This window comes from Candidatus Pantoea symbiotica, assembly GCF_056491525.1.
The window spans coordinates 26811-52070 of the sequence record NZ_JBSZHR010000003.1 but is presented as its reverse complement, the minus strand read 5'-3'; the positions used below and the strand labels follow the sequence as shown (position 1 = coordinate 52070).

Sequence of the window (25260 nt, the reverse complement as noted above, 5' to 3'; positions counted from 1 at the left end):
TAATGATGAGAACATGATAATTCCACTCAATCAATACATCATGAGGTTGCCTGACCAATTGTTACATCCTGACGCACCCTCTATAAAACAAATTAAGGATATTGAATTCATGCTATTGCAGAAAACATCAAACTTTATCTATGAGTTTTTTAAGAGAAACATACAGGTGTAACTCTTAGATAATTCATAACGGATGAATTGACCAGCAGCATAACTCTGACATAAAATCCCTTCGCCCATTAATAGTAACCAGATGAATCATCATGTTTAAAAAAATGGTCTACACGCTCGTTCTCTCATTATATTCACTGACTAAATGCACTGCCGAGCCTGATAATAATTTATGGCTAAACCCTCACGCTGTTCATTCGATCCATTCCGGTTACATAGAAGGGTATGAAAATTTTATCTTTCCAGTGCCTGATAAAAATATCTCTGGTGATGAGGCTAAATCCCATCGACTGGATCCCAACCGAAAGCACCAAAAACTTAAAGATTTAAAAAAGGGACAAAATCAAAACAGCAGTAGTTACAGAGGATAACTGCGCTTTTCGCTTCATGACAAAGCGCGGGCGTGAAGAAAGTGCATTCGGGGAATATTTTTTTAATTATGCATGTAGCGCTGCCGAGGATGAACAATTTATCTTGCCCGGCAAGAGCCCTGATGCCGTTATGCCCTGTATGACCCCACAGAAACCTCTGCAGCCAGATAACAGACATCATCTGGCCTGTGCAGTCATAGTCCGCTGTGCAATCCTCCTGGCATCAAGTCGGGCACACTAATAAATGCGTTTAAGTTTATCTTAAAGACTTCAGATCATGAGGCTTTACAGGTCTGTCATAATACCCCCCATACAACAGTAACACACTCAGGTTATTTAATTCCGCACAAACAAGAATCAACAACAAAACATCAACACTGTCACGAGCACTCAACATTTACTCTCAAAAAAAATTCAGGTAACTTAACCAGAGATAATTCACACTAGCCTTTTCAGACATAAACAATAAAATCCGAAATTTAGCATCAAAAAGGGAGGTAACTCATAGCAGCGTTAATTAACACAATCCTGATCATTTTCATTGCCTTTGCTTAACAGGTAGAGGTTTTCAATATCAGAAAGCAGAACTTCTGGCACTCCGCAGGAGAATCACACATGGATTACCTAATCAAAGGCTGGACGATCGCAGCGACAATCTATACCTGCCTGAATGTATGTGAAAAGCTGTGCCAGTTATTTCCTGATGAACAACTTACGATTTGCATTATTTGCACATGCCTCAATGTCGCCATCAACGTCATGCTTTTCTCATATCCTAATCGCGGGCGAGATTAACCTGCTGCTCTACGAGTTGCCTAATCCTTCATGCTGAACCTGATAAATTCAGGATTACGCATCTCGTGTGCGCAAATATGTGCATTGTCCCGACATCATTTGCCAGTTCCAGAACCGTTCACCCGTGTCCGTGAGGGAAATATTCAGGTTTAAATATTTCTCTCACTAACCCGATACGACCAAGGAAAACCATGAATAAGGATGTTAGCACGGGTAACACACTGAACCTGATGGCCATCATTGCAGTATCGTTAAGCACGGTCATTGCGATGCTCGACAGTACAATCGCTAATGTCGCGCTCCCTGTGATTGCGCGAGAGTTTTCAATCAGTGAGTCCAACTCCATTCTGATCGTCAATGCTTATCAGTTCGCCGTGGTCGCATCACTGCTTCCACTGGCGGCACTGGGAAAATCCGTGGGTATCACGCGCGTATTTAATACAGGCGTACTCTTATTCGCGCTGTCATCACTGGGCTGCGCGTTATCTGAAAGTCTGGAAATGCTGACGGTATTTCGCGTGGTACAGGGTTTCAGTGCAGCGGCGATTTTGAGCGTGAATGCTGCCCTGATCAAAGCTATCTATCCCGCAAGCCTGCTGGGTAGAGGTTTGGGCGTGAACGTTATGCTGGTCTCCGTTGCCGCAGCTGCCGGGCCATCTATTGCCTCTGCCATCCTTGCTGTGGCGAGCTGGAACTGGCTTTTCACCATCAATGTACCTGTTGCGGCGTTATCGTTACTGATTAGCGTAGTCTTTCTGAATAAGAGCCCGGCTGAAAAGGGATCGTTTGATCGCACAGGAGCCATCATCGTATTTATGCTTGGTCTCCTTTTCTCATGCACTGTTTTCGGTCTGACGCGGCAAAAAATGTTTTTTGCGATGGGGAGCCTGATTGTTTTTGTATTGTTGCTGGAAACGTTTTACCTGAACCAGAAGCACAAGGTCGAAAAGGCGCTTATACCTGTAGCCGTCTTCCACAGTAAAACATTAAGCCTCTCACTTCTGATGTCAGCGCTCTCCTATGCAACACAACTGCTGGCCTATGTATCTCTGCCCTTCTACCTTCACAATGTGCTCCACCGCGATATTGTGTCAACAGGGTTACTTCTGACTGCCTGGCCACTGGCAACAATGTTTACTTCGGTTCTGGCAGGCAATCTGCTGAAAAAATATGACTGTAATATCATTGGAGCCGCAGGTCTTGGATTGTTGTTTGCCGGCATGCTGCTGACCGCTGCCCTGCCGGTGGTACCCGGAAATATTGATATTATCTGGCGAGTCGCGCTATGTGGTGCGGGCTTCGGACTTTTTCAGTCACCGAATAACTATCTCATCATGACATCAGTAAACGATGAAAATACCAGCGTCGCAAGTGGTCTGTTAGGAAGCTCGAGGCTGCTGGGTCAGATTGTGGGTTCGGCACTGGTTGCACTGTTTTTTAACATCAATGTGAATGATCCAATCAACTGCAGCCTCATAACAGGAGCGTGCTTTTCCTTCTTTTCTCTTGCAGTCAGCTACTGGCGATACATATCGGCAAAGCCCCATTAAAGCCATAAAACCCGGGAAGATGAGATTTGTCGCCGGGTGACTTCAATCATAAAGACATTACTACGTGGTTCCGGGTTTCGGTTATCGTTTCAGACTACTGCAGCGGACAGTAGTAAACTTCACTTCGCCACGGGCAGATCCTCATACCGCGTCGTGTATGCCGGTGACAGCATCTCACGCTTCATCTCCCAGGATTTCTGGATCCCCTGACCTGCAAACCATAATTTCCCCTTCCCGCTCTGGTTTAGGCCATCAACAACACGCATCAGCGCCTCACTGTTGGCCTGGGGCTTAAATTCATCAAAGAGATTGAGTTGAGAAACGCCCTGGCTGTAAAAATCGCCCAGCATCACCCCTGCTTTCATATAGCGGCACCCGTCCCGCCATATATGGTCGAGACCCTGCATAGCAACTCTGATGATGTCGCGCGTGTCGTTGGAGGGCGTTAGCAGCTTACCCATCGCCTGGTTTCCATAGAACACTTCACCTTCAGCGTGTGGGCTGGTCCGGACAAACACCGCTACCTGACTACAGTACTGGCGTTCCCTTCTCAGCTTCTCAGCCGCGCGCTCTGCATACGAGCAAACCGCCTGACGCATATCCATATACTCGGTTATGCGCGAGCTGAAGGATCGTGAGCAGACGATTTGCTGCTTGGTAGGCGCAAATTCTTCCAGCGCGAGGCAAGGCTCGCCCCGCAGCTCGCGCACCGTTCGCTCCAGCACAACGTTGAAGTGCTTACGGATGATATATGTGCTTTGCTCCGACAGGTCTTTCGCGGTGATGATGCCCATAGCATTTAGCTTCTTACTGATGCGCCAGCCAACACCCCAAACTTCTTCGACCGGAACCAGCGCCATCAGCTTCCGCTGGCGCTCAATGTTTGACAGGTCAACAACGCCGCCGGTCTGCGTCCACTTTTTGGCAGCGTAATTTGCTAATTTTGCTAACGTTTTAGTTTGGGCGATACCGACGCCCACGGTCAGATGCGTGTTGCGTCTGACGCGTTCACGAACTTCTCGCCCAAAATCTTCAAGAACCCGGCAATTTCTCAGACCTGTCAGGTCCAGGAAGGCCTCATCGATTGAGTACACCTCGACGGATGGCGCCATAGCTTCCAATGTTGTCATTACGCGATTGCTAAAATCTGCATACAGCGCATAGTTGGAGCTAAACACGTGAATCTTGTGTCTGCGTATTTCATCTTTAAGCTTAAAGTAAGGTGCGCCCATGGGGATATTCAGCGCTTTGACTTCCGCGCTGCGGGCAATGACACAGCCGTCATTATTACTTAAAACCAGCACTGGCTTTCCCCACAGGTCAGGTCGGAAAACCTTCTCGCAGGCGCAATAAAAATTATTAACGTCCACCAGCGCGAACATTACTGTGCCATCGATTTAATCGAGTATTTGACCACTCCAAAAATTTCAAACTGGTCAGGATCGTTGACCGGAATGATAGCGTGCGCTGGATTCATTGGCTTCAGGTGCAGGCAAGGTTTAGTCATGAGCTGTTTCACAGTGAACTCTCCCTCGATGGCCGCCACAATAATGTCGCCATGATCAGCTTTCACTGAGCTGTCCACAACCAGCATATCGCCATCACTGATGCCACCGTCAATCATGGAGTCACCGCTTACCCTGATGAAATAAGTTGAGCTGGGATGGCTGACAAGCAGACTGTTAAGATCGATTCGCTGTTCAACATAGTCCTGTGCAGGAGAAGGAAACCCACATGGGACGCGCTCAATAAATAATGGCAGCGCTAATATGGCGCGGATTTTTGCACTTTTGTAGAACTTCATGGCTGTAGTCTCAATTGATGAATTTCAGAACAAAATTAAAAGAAAATTTAATATTTTATTTATTCTCAACCGTTTGGATTGAACACCTGAAACACGCGCTCATCACCTTCCGCTGTGGAAATATCCCGGAAAACTGACTTATGCGCTTCTATCCAGTTGTTGGCTTCGCGTGGCGTGTAATGCCAGTTTAGCCGCTTAAGCTCAGTGACAAAATCGAGTGTACTGACGGTGTATCGGCCAGCGGCATCGCGTTTGATTGCGAACCTAAAGGCGTCTTTGATTTCGTAGTCGCGGGGCATGGTTATAACCCTTCCTGATAGATACTGTATATAAATACAGTAATATCGATCACCAGGTTCGATCAAGTCAATTGCATGAGGTTTTTGCGAAGGGATTGGCGGGCAAAGAAATTTATATTGCAGTGGACTTTATGAGGGGCAAAAACTGGCTGAATACACAGATGTGAAAAAATACAGCAGTTAAGCTGATCTTTTTATTGAGGTTTTTGTGCTGCCTGGATATTATCCGAAGATGTGGTCAGTAAGTGTGCGCCACATAAGGGAAAGCCCCAAGTTGCGTCAACAACATGGGGCCGATAAAAACAGTCAGTGCTTGAATGTTTTCTTGAGATCTCGTTTTTGAGATTATCTCAAGCGAGATCCCGTGTAAAGCGTTCGGCACCTTATTTTTCAAGGTGCTTTATGAAAATTATTTGTAAACAAGGCCATCGCCGCAATCAGATGTTCGAGGTTCTTCCGGAGAACCAAGGTCAAACTGGGCGCCATAAATGCGCTGGTTGTGCGTATGATTTAGGTAAGTGGCACGCAATGATTGGTGTTCCAAAAGCTAGTGATGACGGTGTGCTCGCCGACCTAGCAGAAAGTCAGGCAAGTTATGTTCGCCACAAGGATGCATTCACTGCATACCTAATGGGATACGAGCATGGACTGAAGCTACAAAACGTTGCGTAATTACTGACCCGGCCGCCGTGCCGGGTTTTCTTTTGGCTCAGTGCTTGCTGACACCAAAAAGATACATTGCCAGCTCTGCCACGCAACTCCTGGCCTCATCCTCAAACATTGCGGCCATATAACCGACCAGTGAATCGTTCGTAATCGGTATACCTTCGTCAAGCATGTTTATAACCGCCTGCCCCATAACGCTGCGTACTGCATCCATCGCCAGGTCACAAACCTCAATGTCCATGCATCCTCCTGTTGTAATTTCTCTACGGTACGCCTGCAGCTGAGCTTCGATATAAGAAACGGCTCAATGGCAGAATTCTGAAGTTGAGGTTTTGCGATGAAATTTTGCGCGCGGCTTATAGCAAAACAGTACCGCTCGATTATGATTAATCCGTAACACACAGCAAACGTGTTGCGTACGAAATGACTTAGCCTAAGGACTTCTTTGCCCGCTCCTGCGGGCTTTTTTTATCGACGGGCTGACAAACCCTAAACGGCTGTCTAAGCTCAATTTGTCTCACTTTCTTCCCGAGACGACTGTCAACCTGCTGGAAATGTTAGGCTCCATTTTTTGCCGCCCGGAATCCATTGCTCCGGGCTTTTTACCCACACTTTCTGGCTCTAATTTTGGCTTATATCAACAACGGGCGTCCCCCACTAAGACAGTGCAGTTCGGAGCTGACTACTGGAATAACTGAAAACTTAATACTGCTCATCTTCGCTTATGGCGCGAAGCGGATACGCGTGCCAGGTCCGCTATGAGCGAGAAGCTGAATTTAATCTGATGGTGAATCTCGAGTAGACTTTAACTCTCGAACAACAGAATGCGGCAAGCAACGTCCATATATTATGGATGAGTAATCTCGGTCAGTATCATCAGTTATCTTACAGGTACATTGAAAAGGTTCGCCTGAGGAGGTGTCTTCGTACAATTTTGCATGTTTCGAATTAGCATTAAAATCGATCTTGATGATCGCGTTCCTTACCCAGAGGTCAGGTAATTTCTGTTTAGATAAAAGGCTTTTAAGCATTTTAGCGTAGCGGTGAACCGTGTAGATTTGCAGATCAGATGCAGGATTGGTCATAGGAAGGGTGAGAGGAAAAGTTACTGAGGTAAGGCCGTTATCAAGAGCGAGTGATTTAATCTGACCTATTGACCAGTATCCATTAAAGTCGTTGTTTCTGCTAACAAAACTCCCATTAATAGCATTAGCTATACCTTTTAATTCACTTCGACGTGCCATAAATTACTTCCTGATACTGCCCATAATCATTTTGAGCAACTTTAACGTTCATTAACATGAGGGCACAACCTCTAAGGCTGCCTTGTGGACTCAGGAGGATCATCAGCAATTATCATTGGCGATTATTTAATTTCGCTCTTTTCACAAAGCGTCCAAACCTGAGGAAAACGACGTCTGCTATGAGCGAAAAGCGGACATTGCTAACAGCATTCCGTGTGAATCAACGGGGAGCAGGTCAAATCGACTCATTATAAAATCAAGCCAGCTAAGTGCTTGTAGGGTCCATCCAATACATCTAACCCCATATGTTTAGCCAATGCTATGGCTTCATCATATTCAGTTTGGCTAAGCTGTAAATCATACTCACAAATATGTTCACATAAGATTTCAAAGGCTAATGGTTCTTCGTTAAAGTTTATATAGTCCAAAGCACCTTCAAGTAAAAAAGGCTCTAATCTGCCTTCAAATGCCTTTCCAAACTTCCTTATTCGATTAGCAAACATTTTTTTAATTCCTCAATTGATCTGCTCTCCATAAATTAACATATATCAATGTGATCAATGTCTGCTTTTGGCACGGAGCGGACATGCGTCATGTGGCTATGCATTTCACATGAGCGCGCATCTTAATGACTTCATCACCCTCTGAACCCTTCCGGTATTGCATAATCAGCTCTGGGCATGACATTGATATCCCGATGTGAAGTTCGGGTCTTAACCGAAAGCCTAAGCCCCTTCGAGATAAAGCGAACAAGCTTGATATCTCACTGCTTCTGGGTGTGCTGTGCGCCCTCATGCTTACTACAACAAGCTAATATTGATCGCGCTGCCCATAAACGAATTCGCAACTTCAGCTAAGTCTTTGAAGCGGGCATTTCATAGTCAGCTTGCTAAATTTGAACACCGCTATCGTTTATTTAAAACAGGAGTCAACAAGTGAAAATCGATTGGCATAGTTCTTTATTAACACGTTTGACAATGGTGGATAAAGACTACAAAAACACCCAAAACGTTCGCCGTTTCATGATGGATGAGTGCGGTCCAGATTTCCTTTTTGATCGCGAGTTTATGGCCTGGATACGAAATGATGCACCAAAAAATCTGGGTGATGTGGTTGCTGAGTGGAAGCGCAGACATACACTTTAGCTTAGTGACGTCCGGTCTTCGCTCATAGCGGATCTTTACCTCGTCCGCTGAGTGCCAGGAGCGGACGTTTCCAGCATCTGCGAGCACTAATCGGTGGAGAGTAAATCTCACCACATAATAATTCAGATGCGCCGTTATCTTCATGGCCGTTTTTCAGGATTCTGGCCGGTAAAAAGGTGCCGGAAACGACCCGATCGCGTCAGGATCGCGCTGAGGGCGCGGCGGTGCCGGAAAGAAGTGTTATGGTATATGCTTGCTGGACACCTGAGCGCTACAGCTGACAGTCTGTAGTCTGGTAAACTGACAAACTACAGGGAGTGTTATGACAAGCAAAGCTATCTACGTTGTTCACAGTCCAAGCCCCATGCTGGGACGATCTCCGCTGCAAAGAGGTTATTTCCCGTTCACGCTTACCGAAAAGTTTATTAAATCCCTTCAACGGGAGCTGGATAAGTTCGGCGCGGATTACCGGGTTATTGCTGACGATACCGAGTCAGATATTGAGGTTCTGATAACGCGCGATCCTGTACTTCTCGTCTGCGCTCCGGGACTTCGTTATCAGTTTTACCATCAGGGCTTCGACAAACGAAAAATCGTCTGGTTAGGCGTCATGGAATATTGCTCGGCAGACCCCCGCTCTGTGCTCAGGTTGCTTGCGGAGCTGGCTTCTGCCGATTCATAACAGAGGTGTTATGTCTAATGTGGCAAAACTTCCCGGTCGCCATAATTTTAACGTCCGTTCTTCGCTCATAGCAGACGCTGTTTTCCTCCGGTTTGGCCGCTTTATGACAGAAGCTGACATTAGTGATCATTGGTCGGCCACTTGCTGAGCTGCAACATGACATGCCCTATATGTCTGTTAGTATGCGCACATTACTAATGTTTCTGGGTAAGACTGACATGCCCCAAATAACCATCCATATTCTGAATGCTCAGGAAAAACTCACTGTTCACAGCGAATGGCTGCGGACTAACTTGAGCGATACCTACTTACAAGTCACAAAGTTGATGCCGACTCCTTCAGTAGATGTCGTAGTTAAGGCCGGGAAGTTTGTTATCCCTGAAAAAGGGCATGCCGGTTTTTGTCCTGAAGCAGGTGTTATCTATATAACTGTCGATCCTGAAAACCCTGCATTCTGCAAAAACGTTGCGCAATCTATTGAACGTATGTTTGCTCATGAACTTCACCATGCTTCAAGGTGGTCAGGACCTGGGTACGGCTCAACGCTGGGAGAAGCACTCGTCTCTGAAGGACTTGCCGGGCATTTTTCTCTTGAGCTTTTGGGTGGTGAACCTGAGCCTTGGGAAAGCCTCAAGTCCGATACTGTTAAGCCCTACCATCCACTAATGCTTGAAAACTGGCATCGTGCTGATTACGACCATAATGCCTGGTTTTTCGGAACAGGTGATTTACCAAGGTGGCTTGGTTATACGGCAGGGTTCAACCTGTTATCCAGGTATCTCGCATTATCCCCGCATTTGAAAGCATCAATGCTGGCGAACATAAATGCTGAGGAGTTAAAAGCTTTTATATGAAGTGCATACTTTTTATTTCTCCAGAGCTGTTATTCAGCTCATAAGCGAAATACGCATGGTCCGCTTTTCGCTCAAAGTTGCCTGTCATGTCTCTTTAAGAAACAGGCTTAACGTAGGAACATTGATCATCAAAAACATGCTTGTTGAGTTATGCGTTTTCCCACCAATACCACTTTGAAGCTTTGGGGGTCGGCATTGAGTACCGCATAGCGTATCTGCGGACAAATCAGTTCTAAGCTTCGTTTGCTACAATCAAGCTGTATTAAAGTGCGTGCGCCAGATTGGGTCTGCACCCTATTGGTCTCAGGATAATCGCTGCAATCAAATCCTTCTTTACTTAACTTTTCTTTCGCCGAAACCAAGCTCATTCCGATAACATTTAGGCTCTCGACTTCTCTGGCATGCGATTTTTCAGAAACTCGAGTCAGTGAGCACCCGCTCAGTAATTGAGCGAAGAGTAAGGGGAATAGAAGGGTTAATATCTTTTTATTGTTTGTTCTCAGCATAACGCGACCCTTTAGGTTTATACCGTTGAGCGATATTGTTAAATTATGCGCCAGCTTCATGCAGCGAAAGAGCTAACCGTTCGTGATAAACGCCGGTTGCTTCCATAATAAGGTGAACGTCCCCCAAGCCACAGTGCTGCATTCGAAGCCAGCGGATGATATTAGCTGCAGCACTACTGCCATTTTTTTCTTTTTGGTCCGTATACGACCCTTTATGCCATCATAGAGGATGCAAAGGTCGTATACCTACAGGAAACATTTTCCTTCTTTTCTCACATTGACCGTCACGCCTGTTCGCCTTGTTTATCCGGAGTCATGCTCACGGTAACCGTTCAACAAAATGTGCTGCCGTATAAGGTGAAACGGAGGGCCGCAAGCTGTCAGGCAGGATCAGTAATTCAGACTGTCCTCAGGGAGGGGCCCGGCTCACTCCGCTTCGTGTGATGGTAGCTAATCACCACATAATGTTAGATACAAGGGAGGGGGATGCACTGGCAGGCTTTATGGGTCATCAACCGGCTACGCCGGGCGTACGGCGCCGTTTACCATCGGAGTTTTATATCACGTCATCTGGCGCCTCCATGACGCCAGGGCGTCATTCAGAAGGCCGGCTGCGCACTGCTCGGCCGCCGTAATTGCTTTGAATCAGAATTATGATGAAACATTACGTCCGCAGTGTGCCAGGAGCTGACGTTTAATAGATGACGGTTAACAGGTTTGATTTCACTGAACATTACGTCTTTGGTAAGCACCCGGAATAGCAACTTCACAGCGTGCCGATTAGTATCCGGAATTTTTGGCTGTGAATATTTTGGCTGCCAGCACTACTCGCTGTTGCACTACCCCCTTAGCGACTACTGCGGCAGAAAGTTTGCACGGGAAAGTATTTCAGAAACTCAGGGCAAAGAGCTTGCACCATCGGCATACACCTCACCACCGTGAAACCCTGCTCAATCCTCACGGACTGGGAAGGACGTTCGATGATACGTAGCGGCCGAACAATGCCGGATTATGACACTCTATTCAGGCCTATTCGTCAGGCACGGGAGGAAAAAGCGGAAAACAACCCGAAAATTCCGGCAAGGCTGCTCAGGCCATACTGGAGTTGAGAGGAACCGGACCCCACCGGAGCATCTGTTGTGAGGCAGTTATGCCCTGGGGTTAGTCCGTCAAAAACTGGCGGCCCTGAGTCAGGAAATTGTTAGGTGGGAAGATCTTACGCGTTCTACCGATGACTGATGAAATAGACGGCCACTCATCTGGCATTCCGGACTGAAGAAGCTCTCAAATTACGATGCGTAAGCGAAGAGGTTTTAGCTGCTGGCCGCTGCATCGCAGCCAGCTGAGCCTGTTGTGTTACCGTTGGGATACGCAGGCCGGGCTCGCGGAACTATCCGAGCCGTGCCGGATAAGCCGAGTACTCAGTGCTGCCCCGATAGCCAGGCAGGTGGCCATCGTGAGAAGCGCAACGATAAAGGCATGGGTAATGGCTGCGCCGCTATGACTGCTGCCCAGCATGCTGTAAAAAATGCCGCCAATCACGGCGACGCTAAGCGCCGTGCTGATCTGTAAAGTGGCGCTGGTTATTCCCGCAATCATGCCTGAGAACGGTGGCGCAACCTGGCCGGTAACCATCCGCACCAGGGTTGGCATCGCCAGTCCCTGCCCCATACCGGTCACAAAAAGCAGCGCGGCGAGCGGCAGCATGGCGGGCGGTTTGCCCGTAAGCGTCATGGCAATCAATCCTGCCATGCCCGCCAGCCCAGCGGTTTCGCATCCCATCCCGATTGCGCTCAGATAATTACCGGTAAATCGCCTCAGCCAGGGCGTCAGTAACGGACCAATCAGAAAACCCACGCCAAACGGCAGGAAAACCGTGCCTGCGCTCAGCGCATTTAAATGCAGTGCCCCCTGCAGATAGATAGAAAACAGAAGGAAGAAGGTGCCGATGGAATAAAACAGTAAAATAATCACCAGTCCCTGCCCCAGCCCCGGGGCGCGTAATACGTCCGGATCAAGCAGTGGCGATCCGCCCTTCTGGCTGAGCCGTTGCTCATAGCACCATAACAGCGCGGCCAGCAGTGGGAAAGTAAGAAATAACATCCATGTCCACCAGGGCCATCCCGCTTCACGCCCTTCGATCAGCGGCACGATTAGCGTGCTTAGCGTTAATGTGGCCAGCAGTGTGCCGACAGGATCAAGCCGCTGCGCCGCCCGCGCCCGCGTCTCTTTCAGCAGCGGCAGACCAAAAAGAACGACCAGCAGCGCCACCGGCAGGTTAACCAGAAAAATTGTCCGCCATCCCAGGTGAAACAGATCGGCTGAAATCAGAACCCCACCCAGGACCTGTCCGATCACAGAGGCCAGACCAAACACTGCGCCATAGAGACTCAGTGCTAAGGGTCTCTCCGCTTCGGGAAAAATGGCCTGTACAGAAGCCAGCGCCTGAGGAGCCATAATGGCGGCCGTGGCGCCCTGTAATATCCGTCCGGCTATCAGTACCCAGGATGATCCGGCAAAACCGCACAGCAACGATGCCGCGGCAAAACCAATCAGCCCGATAAAGAACATCTTTCCACGACCGTATATATCACCCAGCCGACCGCCGGTGATCAGGGTTACGGCATAAACAGCAGCATAGGATGAAATAACCAGCTGTTCCGCCGAGGAAGTGGTGCTCAGCTCATTCTGAATAGCAGGCAGCGCCACATTAACGATAAAGAAATCGAGGGGCGGTAAAAATGCCCCAACCAGTAAAATAACAAACATCGCCCAGCGGCGTGGCTCAGCGTGCGGGATGCTATGTACCGACATAGCTCACTCCTTATGGAACGGTTCCCAGGTAAAGGACGTGTGGTAATCGGGAATGTTTAGTTCGCGGGGCTGCCGCCCCGCTGAATCGTCACGCCGAACCGGTCAGCGCATGCCGCCGGAGGCGAGGATCACCTCGCCGCTGATCCATGCCGCCTCGTCTGAGGCGAGAAAGGAGACGATCGGCGCAACGTCCTTCACCTGTCCGATGCGGCCGAGCGGCGTCTGCTCCTCATTCCATCTCTGGAAGTCTGAATTTATCGCACCTGCGCTATGGCTTCCTTCGGTTTCGATCAGGCCGGGATTGACCGCATTGACACGGATTTGCCGGGGACCCAGCTCTTTGGAAAGCACGCCGGTGATGGCGTCGATCGCGCCTTTGGCCCCGCTGTAGATGGCGCTCTCAGCAAGAAAAACGCGGGTGACGAACGAACTTATGTTAATAATGCTGCTGCCTTTACCCAAGTGCGGCACGGCCGCGGCGCTGACCAGTAACGGACCCAGAACATTAATATCGAACTGCCTTCGGTAGAGCGCCTCGGTGCTTTCCTCAATGCTGGCAAACTGATAAACACCGGCGTTGTTCACTACAATGTCCAGCCGTCCGAAAAGTTCGAGGGTGGTGTTAATGAGTGACTCAACCTCTGGCTGGCGGGTAACATCCGCCGCGACAGCTATTGCCTTTCCGCCGGCGGCTTCAATCGCCGTAACCACCTTTTCTGCCCCGTTTCTGTCTGAGACATAATTGACGACAACGTCTGCCCCGTCAGCCGCCAGCTGGCGAGCTATCCCTGCGCCTATACCTTTTGAACCACCGGTAACGAGGGCAACTTTGCCTTTGAGTCTGTTCATACTTTCGCTTCCTGTAAGGGCCGCCTGAGGCGACGGAGTGAAAGAACCTATAGTGTTACCTGCAAAGTTGTTTGAGAACTGACACTTTTGTATATTGGACGTTCATTTTTGAACAGTGGGTTCAGCGTATGGAGTGGGGAGATATTCAGGTCTTTCTTGCCGTCATCCGTAACGGCTCGTTCGGCAAGGCGGCATTGAGTCTGGGCGTAAGTCATCCGACCGTCGGACGCCGTATTAAAGCACTGGAGGATGAGGCGCAGCAGGCGCTGTTCCGTCGCACAAAAGAGGGTCTGGTGCTGACCGATGCCGGTGACGGCGTCATGAAACTCGCAGAGATGATGGAAAATTCCGGGCTTGCATTGGAGCGACGTCTGGCGGGTAATCACGACCGTCTTGAAGGAATACTGCGCATATCCGCCGCAGAATGGTTTACTAACACTGTGCTGGCACCCGTCCTGAGTGAACTGACGCGCCGTCATCCGGCAATTGTGCCGGAGGTGATTGCCAGTTTCCGCCTGCTCGATCTGTCGCGCCGTGATGCCGACGTCGCGTTTCGCATCGTTCCCTTCACCGATCCGGACATCGTTCAGCGCCGCCTGATGAGCGTGCCCTACGCGCTTTATGGAACGCCAGAAAAGGCACAGGCGCTGCTGACAGCGCCCTCATCGGTGGGGTTGGTGCTGATGAATACCGGACAGTCACACTTTCCTGACGTCGCCTGGTTGCTGGAGAGGTTTCCACAGTCACGACCCGCCTTTAAAAGCACGAGCCGGGCCGTTCAGGCACAGATGTGCCTGCGGGGAATGGGCGTCGCCGTACTGCCTCAGCCGCTGGGCGATACCACACCTGGCCTGCAGCGAATAACAACGCCCGATTTTCCGCCTTCACGGGATATCTGGGTCGGCTACCATCAGGATTTGCGTAATATGGATCGTCTGCGCGCCCTGCTGGATATTGCAGACAGGATGCTGACCTGAGCGTCAGGACGCTAAATTCGCCGGTTCTCAGGCAGGTCTCATCCTGTGAGATGCTTTCACTTTCCTGTGCCTGCGGACTACTTCATCAATAATTGAGCGCATAAATCCTTCCACAAAATTCCCGTCAAGACCTGCACTCTGTCCGATTTCTCTGAATCGGGTGAGCTGCAGGGCCTCTCTGCCTGTGTCGATTTCAGGCAGATGATGAGCGGCTTTGAGCTCACCCACTTTATGTGTGCAGCGGAAACGTTCTGCAAGGATATGAATGAGCGCAGCATCGAGATTATCAATCGTCTGCCGATACGAGAAGAGCTCTGCCTGATGATCATGAGAATACATCGGTTCACCTCTGACATTAACCTGATTTAAAAGTGGGGCTGGCTGACGGCGAAATGCTATTAGCCGCCCGAAAATGAATGACCGTTAAACCGCCATTTTTATGGTTCAGCAGTGAGCCTTATTTCCTCGACTCTTTTTTATGGTCAAGGTAATGGCCGAAATCAGGAAATAGAAGACGCCAAAAGCCGCGTAAGGTGCAACCGTGGTAACATCCAGAGCCATATCACTGCTCGCCTGTTTAAACATGAACACACCCGCTAATGCAGATTGCGCACCGCTTAAAATCATCGCCCACTGTCCATTAGCCTGTTTCCAGCGACGAACGGACGCCGAGAGCTGTAGTACACCTGAAAATATTGCCCACAGCCCAAAGACTTTAATGGTGGTATTCATACTGATGGAAAGCGCCCAGATAATAGCGGCGGCGACAATCAGGCTGACGATAAAGTTAAACTTCTGAGCGGGATTAACTGATAATCCGCCGGATTTGCTGGCATCTAAATAATTCGCAATAGCATCCCATGCCGGATAGAGAACAAGCAGAACCGCACCAATTGCGGGATTATTTTTGCCTATCAGTACCGCAAGTGCAATCCAGATAAGTGATCCCGCCGCACGAATATAGTAGTAAGAGTGAAGCCATTGATTCTGAGATTTGGCAGACAGTAATGTCTTGGTTTGCATGATGACTCTCCAGGTTTATCTTGTTTATTACAGATCATTCAGATGATGGTAACCACCTGATTTAATTAGATGTTCAACTCGCCGAATGGTGGAATAAACAGGCACTAAATTCACCAGAATATCTATTTCTGGCAATTTTATTCCCAGAAATAGACCCTGAATTAAAAGGATGACGTGCCCGTTAAAGCCATCGGTAAAAGTCTGTTCTCTGATTTAATTACTGCTCTCAGTTTCAGCCACGGCCCGCCTGACGATAGCCTGTCTGGTTTAACTGACGAAGTCGGCGTATACGCAATGGATGTCCGCGGTAAAAAGGCACCGGCGCCCGGACAAATTCAGGTGCGATCCAGATATAAATAATTGAGGGTGTCATAGCTACAGCCGGGTAAGGTTGCGGGCAGGCAACGGAAAAATCTGAAACAAGCGAATAACAGCAGGAATCACATCTTAATTCAGGATGTTTTCTGTTTATTTTTTCACATAACCCTGAATCAGCCTGCTGAACCGACTCACTGCTATTAACGCCAGAGGCTTCATTGAAAGCGTTATCAGTCAGGTTGCATGCGGTTAAGTTTTCCCTGATGGCTTTTGCAGAAACTGAAACTGTTCGGGCTGGCTGTAATAACAGTTTTTTGCTGGCGAGCAGTTGTGCAAGCATCGAGTCAATATCTGCCCGGCGTGGGGGCACAGTGGCAGATTGCTTTTGCACGATGGGCTCCTTTAAGGCGTCAGAGCGGGAAAGCCGAACCTGCATCTGCAACTGAGCCTGAAAACCTGAGGAAATGGGATCGGGAAACCGATCATTCATCCTTTCGGTAATCAATGCTGCAAGATCTGGCATGGAAGGCAGAGCTCGAATAGTCGTCATCTGTAACATCTCCGTCTGAGTCAGGGTGCAGTGAAATAGCCTTAATCAGGGCATTCCCTCAATCGTTAACTTTCGTGAAGCGGACTTAAATCCTTACCGGAGAAACACCAACCTACTAGATGGTAGGCACTGCAGTGGCAATCATACCGTCTATCAATGCCCTCTTTCACTAGAGGCGTTTAATCGCTCAGTTTGATCGTCACGAACCCTGGCCGCCGTAACTGCCCTGTTGTTTCGCGTTTTAATAAGCCAGCAGTGTCAGACTGCTGACGGAATAAAACCGGTCAGGCCGCCTTAAAACCTGCCAGATAACACCTTATCTGCATTGACTCAGCGGGATTTCACCAATCTGCCGATGGCCGGTTTTACAATTTCCAAAAATACGTCAGCGTTATTAAAAGCCCGCGCAGAAATAATGGCACCATGTACCGTCGCCATGAGCGATTTAGCCTCAGCGGCTGCACTTTCCCGCAGGATAAATTTGCCGCTCTTCTCGCCTCTGCCCATCACGCCAGTGAGCCAGTCCGTGAGATCGGCAAAATGACCACTGACTTCCTGAGCCACTTCTTTGGGTAAAATCGGTAATTCGACAGCCAGCATCACGCAGATACAGAAAGGAGAATTGTTCTCTTTTATGCAGGTCGCCCAGAAGTTCACATAGCTGTTAATTTCGCCCATCGCATCCCCGGCGAAGTTCTGACTAGTGGCGGCCATTCCTGCCTGTGCCTGCTGACGATAGTCACTGACGACCGCCTGAACCAGACCCGCTTTACCGGGGAAATGGTGATGAATACTGGACTTGCGGATCTGAACCCGCTCCGCTAAATCAGCATAGCTGAAGCTGTTATATCCACCGGAGGTGAGCAGTTCCCTGGTATGGTGCATAATTTCTTCGGCTTTCTGTGAACGTTCTGTACTCATCTGAGCTCCGGCAGCAAAAATAAAATAGCGGCAAATCTCTAAACGGGCCTGAACCTACTGACCGTCAGCCGGGTTGTCAAGCGCGCCTGGGGTGAAGCGTGTACGGATACCCGTCATACTGCTGAATACGCCATCGCGCAAAATCAACGCGTGAAACAGCGCGGCGGCAAGATGTAAAAGGACGGTCACGAACAGCGCCAGTGCTACCCAGCTATGAAGCGTCCGCAGCAGCGCCCAGGCGTCGTTGCTGAGGGGAATAATGGGCGGCAGCACCAGATGACCCAGCGTGACAGGATAGCCCGCCGCCGACAGCATCGCCCAGCCTAGCAGAGGCTGAGCCAGCATCATGGCATATAGCGCCCAGTGGGAGAGGTGCGCTAATGCTTTCTGCCAGCCCGGCAGCGTGGGCGGAAGTGCAGGCGTCGCGGTGGTGAACCGAAGCCAGAGCCGCACAATGACCAGAACTAAAATCATCAGGCCCAGCGGCTTGTGAATGGCAACCAGAAGGCCGTGCAGGGACGAAACCGTAGAGACCATTGCAACGCCAATAAACAACATGGCCATAATCGCCGCCGCCATCAGCCAGTGGATGACCCGCAGTGCCGGGTGAAACCTATTATTCTGTTTCATCAGTGAATTTCCGCCTGTTCATGAGTGCGTGCATTGTAAGATTTGGCGTAAGCGGATGATCGGGCATTCAGAAGCGGGTCATCCGAGGCAGTAATGCCATCCGGTAAAATCAGCGGGTCAAAATTAATGTCATTACAGACACCCTGCTGCTGTGGCGTCATTTTGTTAATGGTCAGCGTGCCGGCATTGATCTTCTGACGATCGGCTGGCCAGTCAATCGATGCGTCATTGCTTTTATCACGTGGGCGCGCGACGGTAATAATCAGATCCCATTTCTGCGGCCCCTGCGCCAGCCGCTGCTGAAGGTCGCGCTGCAGGAAATCAGTGTTTTCTTTCTCTTTTTCATCCAGCGGCTGGTAGTCAGCGTGCGGCACCATACTCCAGCGCACCAGATGTGCGTGGCCTTCTGGATCAATGAAATTAAATGCGTTCAGGCTGTTAAAGCGATCGCGGGTCCAGCCCGATGAGGGGACATATTGCTTTGCCCAGGCGAAGAAAGATTTTATCTCTGGATATTGTTGTACAAAAGCCTGCATTCTGGCGGGGTCGTGTTTACCGGTTTGTGCGTCCGGGAGCGAGGCCGTCTGAAGATCATAAAATCCCTGTACGCTTTGCACCGGGAAAAACGGCATCGCATTCATACCGGTACGCCACTGCTCTCCATTTTTCTGATAAAACGCCAGCGCCATACTGCGTACCGGTACCGCATAATCAGGCGCATTCGGATTGCCGCCCGCGATAGCGAAACGGCCTGTCACAGGCGTAATGCCCGGAGCGAACAAAGCCGCACGTGAAAGAAAACTGGCGTTACCGTTAGCAGCAAAATCACCCTGGATACATACACCTTTAGCATGATTGCGGCGATAGCCCGGATGGTGACCGCCAGATTTTTCTAAAGTCGCTACCAGTTTGTCCGACGTCAGCCGGCTGGTCTTCAGCCACCCGCCAGCCCACAGGAACAGGGCAATCAGCAGCAAAGGGATCACAGCAATAAGCGCCAGGCGCGCTATTATCTGACTGACTGTAAGAGAACGTTTATGCATGAATATACTCAACATGGCAGAAGTTGGAGTTAATGCTCATCCCATCACTTTTTGCATGTGATAAAAGGATGACCTTCAAATATATGCGTTGCGCTTCAATTGAATCTACTAGTAGGTAGGCTGACGTGTCAAATTAGGATCGCGCTCTTTTTAAACCTGCCGTGCTTTTGTCGCAGGGATCCTTTTCGGCCCCTGCCGGAAGGCAGCAGTAAGATCTCCGGCATCGTTTAGGAGATCATTTTCGGATTTAGCAAAGAAATGCCTGTAAAGCACGCAGCGTTTCCTGCGGATTTTCTTCCGCATTAAAGTGGCCGCCGGCGACTTCCACTCCCTGCGCATGGCTTCTCTGCTCGAAGCAGTGAGCCCCGTTAAAGGGTCTCATCCGTCACTGTAAATCAAGCCATGCCCCACGTTAACTGTGGGGCATGTGAAATAGTTGATCAGGGTGTAATAGCGAGATTAACTAGCATGTCCGATTTTTCGCTCATAGCGGACCGTTACCTCGTCCGCTTAGTGCCAGAATCGGACCTCCTTTTATCGCCCGGATGCCTGTATTCTTCCGTCGGTAAATGTTTCGATATGATTGGTTGTTATCGTCATACCGCACGAATTACTTATTCATCACTCTTTAGCCAACGAAAAGTTTACTATATGCTTTTATCTAGTGCACTAGACAATCAACAGCTAGATAATGAGTTAGCATATGAACAAGCAGTCACGGCAAGAAATAGGGACACAACTTTCTTTTGCGTTATATGGTGCGGCGAGCCGAATGAACCGGTTACATAAGCCGTTCCTGGACCCGCTGGGACTTACCTTCCCACAGTATCTGGTCATGCTGGAGTTGTTTAATGGCACCCCGCGCACCGTGGGGGATATCGGGAATAAGCTTGGCATGGATACCGGCACCATCACGCCCGTTCTCAAACGCCTTGAGGCTGCCGGACGCATAATACGCACACGTGACCGCGCAGACGAAAGACGAGTTCTCATTACCCTTACGGTTGATGGGCTCGCTTTGCAAAGTGAGCTGTGGCTCGTAACCGAAAGAATCAAATCAGCCTGTCAGCTATCGGATGAAAAGCTCGAGGAGTTACGGGATACCCTGAATGGCTTTGCCCATCCCGCTGATAACTGATCATCCTCCACTCATACAAAAGGTACTGCTATGAAAATAGGCATTATTGGCGCCGGAAATATTGGTGCGACGCTGGCAAACAAGCTCTCTGTGCAGGGCCATGAAGTCAAACTGGCGAACTCGAGAGGACCGGAAAGCATTGCTGAGCTGGCGCGAAAAGTGGGTGCACTGGCGGTTGATCGCCAGGAGGCCGTACGAGAAGTGGACGTCATCATCCTCTCTATACCCTTTGATAAGCATACCGAACTTGCTGAGTTAATGCGCGACGTCCCTGAAAGCGTGATCGTCATTGATACGTCTAATTATTATCCTTTCCGTGACGGGGACATTATTGAGATCCGTGAAGGTAAGCCTGAAAGCGAGTACGCCAGTGAAACAGTTCAGCGCCATCTCATCAAAGCCTGGAATGCTGTTCTGGCCGAGACGCTTAAAGAGAAAGGGCAGGATGCAGGTTCTCCGTCCCGTATTGCTATTCCTGTTGCGGGCGACGACTCCGCAGCAAAGTCTGTTGTGATGGAGTTGGTCAGTCAGAGTGGTTTCGATGCATTTGACGCCGGTATGCTTAGCGAATCATGGCGGCAACAGCCCGGTACTCCAGCCTACTGCACTGAGCTTAACGCCGCAGAACTTAGAGCGGCCCTTCAGGCAGCGGATAAAGCTCGCGCACCACTGAACAGAGATGCGTTGATCAGGGAATTCATGTCTGCAGGCGATCATCTAACACATGATGTGATAGTCAAACGCAACCGTGCAGTAACAGCCTGAGTTGAAGAGGATAGCTTATGACACATAGAGAAAAGTACCGGATTGCTGTCCTGGGAACCGGTCATATCGGTAAAACGCTTGCCCGCAGTCTTGCAGTTGCCGGTCATTTCGTAAAAGTCGCAAATTCACGCGGACCAGAAACGATAGACCCCGACGTGCTTGAAACGGGCGCTGAAGCATCTGATACGGCCAGTGCCGTGCAGGACGCGCAGGTAGTCATCCTGTCCATACCTATGGCGAAGCTTGAGGGTATCGCGCCTCTGATACGCAATCTGCCTCAGGATGTTATCGTTGCTGATACCTCCAACTACTATCCACATCGTGATGGCATCATTGACACTTTCTCAGATGGTGAGGTTGAAAGTCAGTGGGTGGCACATCTCCTGAACCGTCCCCTTATCAAGGCATGGAATGCCATAGGTTCAGATTCTCTCGCCAGGAAAGGTTCAACAGCAGGATCGCCAGTGCGTATTGCAATTCCGGTGGCAGGGAATATCGAAGAGCACAAGATGGTGATCAAGGATTTTGTCAATGATACGGGATTTGATGCCTTTGATGCGGGTAACCTTGATGAGTCCTGGCGGCAACAGCCAGGTGCTCCGTGCTACTGTACGGACCTCACATATGAGCAAATGAAATCTGCGCTGGCTGCAGCGGAAAAGGTACGATTACCCGTGCGCCGGGATATTGCAGTTCAGGCAATACAGGAGCGTGTGGGTGATAAAAGCACAAACCCTGATGCCGATTATATTGTTCGTTTACACAGAGCGCTTTTCATGTAATTTGAAAGTCGTGTTACTCCCTCCTCAAATGACTGCTCTGTTTTATCGATATTTTCGCTCCAACCATTTCATTTGCTGATGTATGAGCGAAAAGCAACTTCCGCTTTTCGCTCACAGCGGACCTTCAATTCATTAATCTCCCTGCCCGCCCCAGAAGCGGACACTATTATCTCATTCGATAAACTGACTAAACCGCAAAAGATAACCATCTGGATCCTGCACGAGAAACTCTCTTGGCAGGCAGAGCTTTCTCCGATGCTGTAATGGCTATCATGGAGATCCCGATAAAGCGTTACGCCATGCGCATGCACCCGGGTTAGAATCTGTTCAATGTCATCAACTTCTATCTGAAAATTTATGCCGCGTCCGTGTGGCCTTGTAAGTTCTCCCGTGTTCCATCCATCCGGGTGGTATTGCTCAAGCATTAGTTGGGCTTCACCAAGATTGAGGTAAGCAAAATCGGGTTCTTCTCGCTTTATCATTATGTTGAAGCCAAGCACAGAGACATAGAAGTGCAGTGAGACGGGAAAATCAGTTACCGTCAGCTCTGTGACCATACGGTTCCAGAAGTATTCTTTTTTTTCAGCCATTTTCTCATCCTTATTGGCTGACCCAGCATACATCAAGTGGCTTAACCCTGTTTGTAACGAAGACATTACGTCCGCTGTTCGCTCTTAGCAGCTCTCCAGGCTCCCATGTTCACTAAGGGATCTGTTTTAATCATGGCTGTCTGATCATCCCCCATGAAACCCATGCGGGATGGCGTAATCCATGCTGGTTGGAATTGTAAAGTCCTGACGGCCTGAAGCGCGCTTAGCCGCCCGCTTACGCCCCTTGCCTATAAACCGTGCCAGCTTCGTCTCCCACTGCTTCTGAGTGTGCAGTGTGCCCTCTTCCATCCAGTAATTTACGAACTCGCTAAGTTCATAGTTCGATGCGTCAGTATCCAGCTCGATGCCGATATCCCTGGCATGTATGAGAAACTGGCTTGAGGTTGTCCAGTGTGGGTCAAGCCTGAATTTAGCCTGCTCAGTTGATTGTGCATTGCCTGCTGCCGTTGAGCCATATGCGGCACGCTTGCGAGTGACACAAGTGGCGGAGTTTCCTGTTCTCAGGATTGTCACGCTCTGGGTCACGTTGCGCATGGCGTCGAAGGCACAACCGCAGGGCCGGGTATTACGCGGGGAGGACTTGCTCACCCAGGGGGCTGGAAAGTCAGTCAGCCAATCAGGGGTCAACGTGATTTTGCTGTTGGGGTCGAAGTTATCCACAGGCCATGAAATTTTCTCGCGCGCGATGTGTGTTGTTTTAGGTTTTGATTTTAAGGTTTTAGATCTTAAAAAACTAAAACGGGTGCGCGCGCGCGAAGGTATAACACGCGTGAGCCCGCCAGGAGTGTTTCGCGTTACGCCAGAATCAGCTGGCGTTACGCTGCCGGTGACGCTCTGCGTTACGCCTGAAACACGGGGCGTTACGCTGTTGGGGACGCTCTGCGTTGCACCAGAATCACCGGATGTTACGCTGCCGGTGACGCTCTGCGTTACGCCTGAATCACCGGGCGTTACGCTGTCGGTGACGCTCTGCGTTACGCCTGAATCACCGGGCGTAACGATGCCGGTGACGCTCTTCGTTATGCCTGAATCACCGGGCGTAACGATGCCGGTGACGCTCTTCGTTACGCCAGACTCACCGGGCGTTACGCTACCGGTGACGCTCTGCGTTACGCCAGAATCAGCTGGCGTTACGCTGTCGGTGACGCTCTGCGTTACGCCTGAATCACCGGGCGTTACGCTACTGGTGACGCTCTGCGTTACGCCTGAATCACCGGGCGTAACGCTACCGGTGACGCTCTGCGTTACGCCTGAATCATCGGGCGTTACGCTACTGGTGACGCCCGGCTTATCACATGAATCACTGATCGATATGTCTGATGCCCAGGATGGCCGGCCATGCTTATCAGTTGTTTTATGTTGGGGGTAGCAGTAACCAACGTGCGTTGTTTTGCCATCGACAGTGATTGACCCTAACTTCTGCAGCCTTCCCTCCTCGTCATAAACCTCATCATGCTTTATGACGACCGTCTGGTTTTTAAAACGTGAGTTATTGGCAAGTTCAGCAGCAGCCCGCCTTCCCTCAACTATCCAGTTCCTGACCTTAAGCCTCATACGGTAGCGCTGCTGCCTCAATGCAGCCTTAGATTTTTTGCCTTCAATCTTTTGTTGCTCCCCTTTCATTTCCGGAAGCGCCAGGCAGTTTCTCCGCTTGTCATACTTAACCCAACCTACTTTCTGCATTGCCTGACCGAAACCGGGATGGTTCACGACAGCATCGATGTATGAGAGGTCAACATCAGGAATTACACCCTTTCGGGCATGATGTTTCGCAACAGACCAGAACTTAAGCAGACCAGCCACAGTGATATCGCGCTTATCACGAATACTGCCCTCCTGCTTTGCACGGTGACTGCCCTCACCTACTGAGCGAGGGGGAATCAGGAGATGTTGTGCTATCAAATGCACTTTGGGATGGGATGAGAGAACTTCTGGCGACTTCATTTTTTTGGCGAACATTTCCTGACCCTTAACTCAAATCGCAGCCGTTTACTTGCACGGCTGCTGCTGACATAATTGGGATGGTTTCTGACGAAACTGTTCTGCACTAAACCCCGGTACTGTTACAGCAGTCCGGGGTTTTCTCTTTTGTGCGCTCCAGTTCGTACTCGGCAAACTGTATGGCCACGGTGAGAAGCCATCGATACTGTTCCAGTGGCACTTTCATCTCTCCCCTCAACACGAAATCCTCTACCCCACTTGCTGCCAGCGTTTCCATGATTTCTGGGTATTTTTCAGTTCGCCTTAGCACTGTTGAATCGGCTACGTTAAGTCGTTTAGCAACTTCAGTTTGCCGCGTATGCAATAACGCTTTATGGGCTAAGGAGAGAAGATGACGGCCATTCACACTCAGTCCATCTGATTTGCGTGCATTTGCTCTATCCATTGGATAAATTCCTAAATGATCGAAACAGCGTTTCCGGGCAAAGAACTTCGGAGACGCTGATGATGATTAGTGTTAATTAATCTTCTAGTAAGTTTATGTTTAATATCATTTTTATGGAGGGAATACCTCATCTATAGTAAGTGTGTGACCGAGCGTTTCCAGACCCTTGAGGATCAGACGACAGCTGGCCAGGCTTGGGGTTCGGATGTTGCTCTCGTAATTGGCGATCCGAGATGGCCCCCAGCCAATAGACTTCGCCAGCACAGCCTGAGAAATGCCTATTTTTTTTCGAATCAAAGCTAAATTGTTCATAATGCCTCCAGTGTAATCACATATTAACTATCACAAATTGTGATCTAATTTCAA

The 25260-nt window shown here is 49.5% G+C and carries 27 protein-coding genes and 4 pseudogenes; 11 read left to right on the top strand and 20 right to left on the bottom strand.

Going from position 1 to position 25260, the window contains the following annotated elements:
* Positions 1 to 263: 263 nt before the first annotated feature.
* Together ACXIZX_RS20910 and ACXIZX_RS20905 are read left to right on the top strand one after the other, a co-directional pair.
* The gene (locus ACXIZX_RS20910) at positions 264 to 542 is read left to right on the top strand and encodes a hypothetical protein (protein WP_479404910.1); all 279 of its coding nucleotides are present in this window, start codon (positions 264 to 266) and stop codon (positions 540 to 542) included.
* A gap of 986 nt (positions 543 to 1528) precedes the next feature.
* Entirely contained in the window at positions 1529 to 2887 is a 1359-nt protein-coding gene (locus ACXIZX_RS20905) for an MFS transporter (RefSeq protein ID WP_154183776.1), read from the top strand.
* 119 nt (positions 2888 to 3006) lie between these two features.
* On the opposite strand, the gene umuC is transcribed toward ACXIZX_RS20905, so the two are convergent.
* From umuC to ACXIZX_RS20890, 3 genes are all read right to left on the bottom strand, one after another.
* Positions 3007 to 4269 carry a translesion error-prone DNA polymerase V subunit UmuC gene (gene umuC / locus ACXIZX_RS20900; RefSeq protein WP_154183774.1) on the bottom strand — a complete coding sequence of 421 codons (1263 nt, stop codon included), beginning with the start codon at positions 4267 to 4269 and terminating at the stop codon, positions 3007 to 3009.
* Entirely contained in the window at positions 4269 to 4691 is a 423-nt protein-coding gene (gene umuD / locus ACXIZX_RS20895) for a translesion error-prone DNA polymerase V autoproteolytic subunit (protein WP_479404909.1), read from the bottom strand. Before umuD ends, umuC begins: the two co-directional genes overlap by 1 nt.
* Positions 4692 to 4756: 65 nt before the next feature.
* On the bottom strand, positions 4757 to 4990 hold the full coding sequence (locus ACXIZX_RS20890; RefSeq protein WP_008101736.1) for a hypothetical protein: 234 nt from the start codon (positions 4988 to 4990) through the stop codon (positions 4757 to 4759).
* 402 nt (positions 4991 to 5392) lie between these two features.
* Here ACXIZX_RS20890 and ACXIZX_RS20885 point away from each other — a divergent pair, with 402 nt between their 5' ends.
* Positions 5393 to 5662 carry a hypothetical protein gene (locus ACXIZX_RS20885; RefSeq protein WP_008101739.1) on the top strand — a complete coding sequence of 90 codons (270 nt, stop codon included), beginning with the start codon at positions 5393 to 5395 and terminating at the stop codon, positions 5660 to 5662.
* 37 nt (positions 5663 to 5699) lie between these two features.
* On the opposite strand, the gene ACXIZX_RS20880 is transcribed toward ACXIZX_RS20885, so the two are convergent.
* The 3 genes from ACXIZX_RS20880 to ACXIZX_RS20870 all read right to left on the bottom strand — a co-directional run bounded on the left by ACXIZX_RS20880 (position 5700) and on the right by ACXIZX_RS20870 (position 7403).
* Positions 5700 to 5897, bottom strand: coding sequence for a hypothetical protein (locus ACXIZX_RS20880; protein WP_101761634.1), 198 nt, complete (start codon positions 5895 to 5897; stop codon positions 5700 to 5702).
* 535 nt (positions 5898 to 6432) lie between these two features.
* Positions 6433 to 6900, bottom strand: coding sequence for a hypothetical protein (locus ACXIZX_RS20875; protein ID WP_479404908.1), 468 nt, complete (start codon positions 6898 to 6900; stop codon positions 6433 to 6435).
* Positions 6901 to 7148: 248 nt separating this feature from the next.
* Complete coding sequence (locus tag ACXIZX_RS20870; RefSeq protein WP_154183882.1) at positions 7149 to 7403, bottom strand: MafI family immunity protein; 255 nt, start codon at positions 7401 to 7403, stop codon at positions 7149 to 7151.
* A gap of 432 nt (positions 7404 to 7835) precedes the next feature.
* On the opposite strand from ACXIZX_RS20870, the gene ACXIZX_RS20865 reads away from it, so the two are divergent.
* The 3 genes from ACXIZX_RS20865 to ACXIZX_RS20855 all read left to right on the top strand — a co-directional run bounded on the left by ACXIZX_RS20865 (position 7836) and on the right by ACXIZX_RS20855 (position 9581).
* Positions 7836 to 8045 (top strand): DUF6434 domain-containing protein, encoded by a 210-nt coding sequence (locus ACXIZX_RS20865; protein ID WP_154183880.1) that lies wholly within the window; start codon positions 7836 to 7838, stop codon positions 8043 to 8045.
* Positions 8046 to 8367: 322 nt separating this feature from the next.
* Positions 8368 to 8727, top strand: a complete 360-nt coding sequence (locus ACXIZX_RS20860; RefSeq protein ID WP_154183878.1) for a hypothetical protein — start codon at positions 8368 to 8370, stop codon at positions 8725 to 8727.
* Positions 8728 to 8945: 218 nt separating this feature from the next.
* A complete protein-coding gene (locus tag ACXIZX_RS20855) occupies positions 8946 to 9581 on the top strand; it encodes a DUF2268 domain-containing putative Zn-dependent protease (protein WP_154183925.1) in 636 nt (211 codons plus the stop codon).
* A 128-nt stretch (positions 9582 to 9709) separates the two neighbouring features.
* Here the strand turns inward: ACXIZX_RS20855 and ACXIZX_RS20850 are convergent, their stop codons facing one another.
* Entirely contained in the window at positions 9710 to 10087 is a 378-nt protein-coding gene (locus tag ACXIZX_RS20850) for a hypothetical protein (RefSeq protein ID WP_101761787.1), read from the bottom strand.
* 49 nt (positions 10088 to 10136) lie between these two features.
* Positions 10137 to 10318 (bottom strand): annotated as a pseudogene (locus tag ACXIZX_RS20845) (IS110 family RNA-guided transposase); the annotation flags it as partial.
* A 615-nt stretch (positions 10319 to 10933) separates the two neighbouring features.
* Between ACXIZX_RS20845 and ACXIZX_RS20840 the strand changes: the two are divergent.
* Positions 10934 to 11326, top strand: a pseudogene (locus ACXIZX_RS20840) (Rossmann-fold NAD(P)-binding domain-containing protein); the annotation flags it as partial.
* Positions 11327 to 11443: 117 nt separating this feature from the next.
* Here ACXIZX_RS20840 and ACXIZX_RS20835 read toward each other — a convergent pair.
* Positions 11444 to 12901 (bottom strand): MFS transporter, encoded by a 1458-nt coding sequence (locus tag ACXIZX_RS20835; protein WP_154183884.1) that lies wholly within the window; start codon positions 12899 to 12901, stop codon positions 11444 to 11446.
* A 102-nt stretch (positions 12902 to 13003) separates the two neighbouring features.
* On the bottom strand, positions 13004 to 13750 hold the full coding sequence (locus ACXIZX_RS20830) for a glucose 1-dehydrogenase (RefSeq protein WP_154183886.1): 747 nt from the start codon (positions 13748 to 13750) through the stop codon (positions 13004 to 13006).
* Between the two features lie 128 nt (positions 13751 to 13878).
* Here ACXIZX_RS20830 and ACXIZX_RS20825 point away from each other — a divergent pair, with 128 nt between their 5' ends.
* Positions 13879 to 14727, top strand: coding sequence for a LysR family transcriptional regulator (locus ACXIZX_RS20825; RefSeq protein WP_154183888.1), 849 nt, complete (start codon positions 13879 to 13881; stop codon positions 14725 to 14727).
* 27 nt (positions 14728 to 14754) lie between these two features.
* On the opposite strand, the gene ACXIZX_RS20820 is transcribed toward ACXIZX_RS20825, so the two are convergent.
* From ACXIZX_RS20820 to ACXIZX_RS20795, 6 genes are all read right to left on the bottom strand, one after another.
* Complete coding sequence (locus ACXIZX_RS20820) at positions 14755 to 15066, bottom strand: chorismate mutase (RefSeq protein WP_154183890.1); 312 nt, start codon at positions 15064 to 15066, stop codon at positions 14755 to 14757.
* A gap of 105 nt (positions 15067 to 15171) precedes the next feature.
* Positions 15172 to 15750, bottom strand: coding sequence for a DUF308 domain-containing protein (locus ACXIZX_RS20815; RefSeq protein ID WP_479404907.1), 579 nt, complete (start codon positions 15748 to 15750; stop codon positions 15172 to 15174).
* A 232-nt stretch (positions 15751 to 15982) separates the two neighbouring features.
* Positions 15983 to 16618 (bottom strand): hypothetical protein, encoded by a 636-nt coding sequence (locus tag ACXIZX_RS20810; protein WP_154183894.1) that lies wholly within the window; start codon positions 16616 to 16618, stop codon positions 15983 to 15985.
* A 330-nt stretch (positions 16619 to 16948) separates the two neighbouring features.
* Entirely contained in the window at positions 16949 to 17539 is a 591-nt protein-coding gene (locus ACXIZX_RS20805; RefSeq protein WP_154183896.1) for a TetR/AcrR family transcriptional regulator, read from the bottom strand.
* Positions 17540 to 17593: 54 nt separating this feature from the next.
* On the bottom strand, positions 17594 to 18169 hold the full coding sequence (locus ACXIZX_RS20800; RefSeq protein WP_154183898.1) for a cytochrome b: 576 nt from the start codon (positions 18167 to 18169) through the stop codon (positions 17594 to 17596).
* Positions 18169 to 19212: a catalase family peroxidase gene (locus ACXIZX_RS20795; RefSeq protein ID WP_154183900.1), complete on the bottom strand. Its 1044-nt coding sequence runs from the start codon at positions 19210 to 19212 to the stop codon at positions 18169 to 18171. Before ACXIZX_RS20795 ends, ACXIZX_RS20800 begins: the two co-directional genes overlap by 1 nt.
* Before the next feature lie 703 nt (positions 19213 to 19915).
* On the opposite strand from ACXIZX_RS20795, the gene ACXIZX_RS20790 reads away from it, so the two are divergent.
* The 3 genes and pseudogenes from ACXIZX_RS20790 to ACXIZX_RS20780 all read left to right on the top strand — a co-directional run bounded on the left by ACXIZX_RS20790 (position 19916) and on the right by ACXIZX_RS20780 (position 21897).
* Positions 19916 to 20350, top strand: a complete 435-nt coding sequence (locus ACXIZX_RS20790; protein ID WP_265300997.1) for a MarR family winged helix-turn-helix transcriptional regulator — start codon at positions 19916 to 19918, stop codon at positions 20348 to 20350.
* Between the two features lie 24 nt (positions 20351 to 20374).
* Positions 20375 to 21115, top strand: a pseudogene (locus ACXIZX_RS20785) (NADPH-dependent F420 reductase); the annotation flags it as partial.
* A 17-nt stretch (positions 21116 to 21132) separates the two neighbouring features.
* Positions 21133 to 21897: an NADPH-dependent F420 reductase gene (locus ACXIZX_RS20780; protein ID WP_265300995.1), complete on the top strand. Its 765-nt coding sequence runs from the start codon at positions 21133 to 21135 to the stop codon at positions 21895 to 21897.
* A 171-nt stretch (positions 21898 to 22068) separates the two neighbouring features.
* On the opposite strand, the pseudogene ACXIZX_RS20775 reads toward ACXIZX_RS20780, so the two are convergent.
* The 4 genes and pseudogenes from ACXIZX_RS20775 to ACXIZX_RS20760 form a co-directional block, all read right to left on the bottom strand.
* Positions 22069 to 22487 (bottom strand): annotated as a pseudogene (locus tag ACXIZX_RS20775) (bleomycin resistance protein).
* A gap of 144 nt (positions 22488 to 22631) precedes the next feature.
* Positions 22632 to 24467 (bottom strand): DnaT-like ssDNA-binding domain-containing protein, encoded by a 1836-nt coding sequence (locus ACXIZX_RS20770; RefSeq protein ID WP_154183906.1) that lies wholly within the window; start codon positions 24465 to 24467, stop codon positions 22632 to 22634.
* Positions 24468 to 24555: 88 nt separating this feature from the next.
* Positions 24556 to 24894, bottom strand: a complete 339-nt coding sequence (locus tag ACXIZX_RS20765) for a DNA ligase-like domain-containing protein (RefSeq protein WP_154183908.1) — start codon at positions 24892 to 24894, stop codon at positions 24556 to 24558.
* 111 nt (positions 24895 to 25005) lie between these two features.
* Positions 25006 to 25206: a helix-turn-helix transcriptional regulator gene (locus ACXIZX_RS20760; RefSeq protein ID WP_091003926.1), complete on the bottom strand. Its 201-nt coding sequence runs from the start codon at positions 25204 to 25206 to the stop codon at positions 25006 to 25008.
* Between the last annotated feature and the right edge of the window lie 54 nt (positions 25207 to 25260).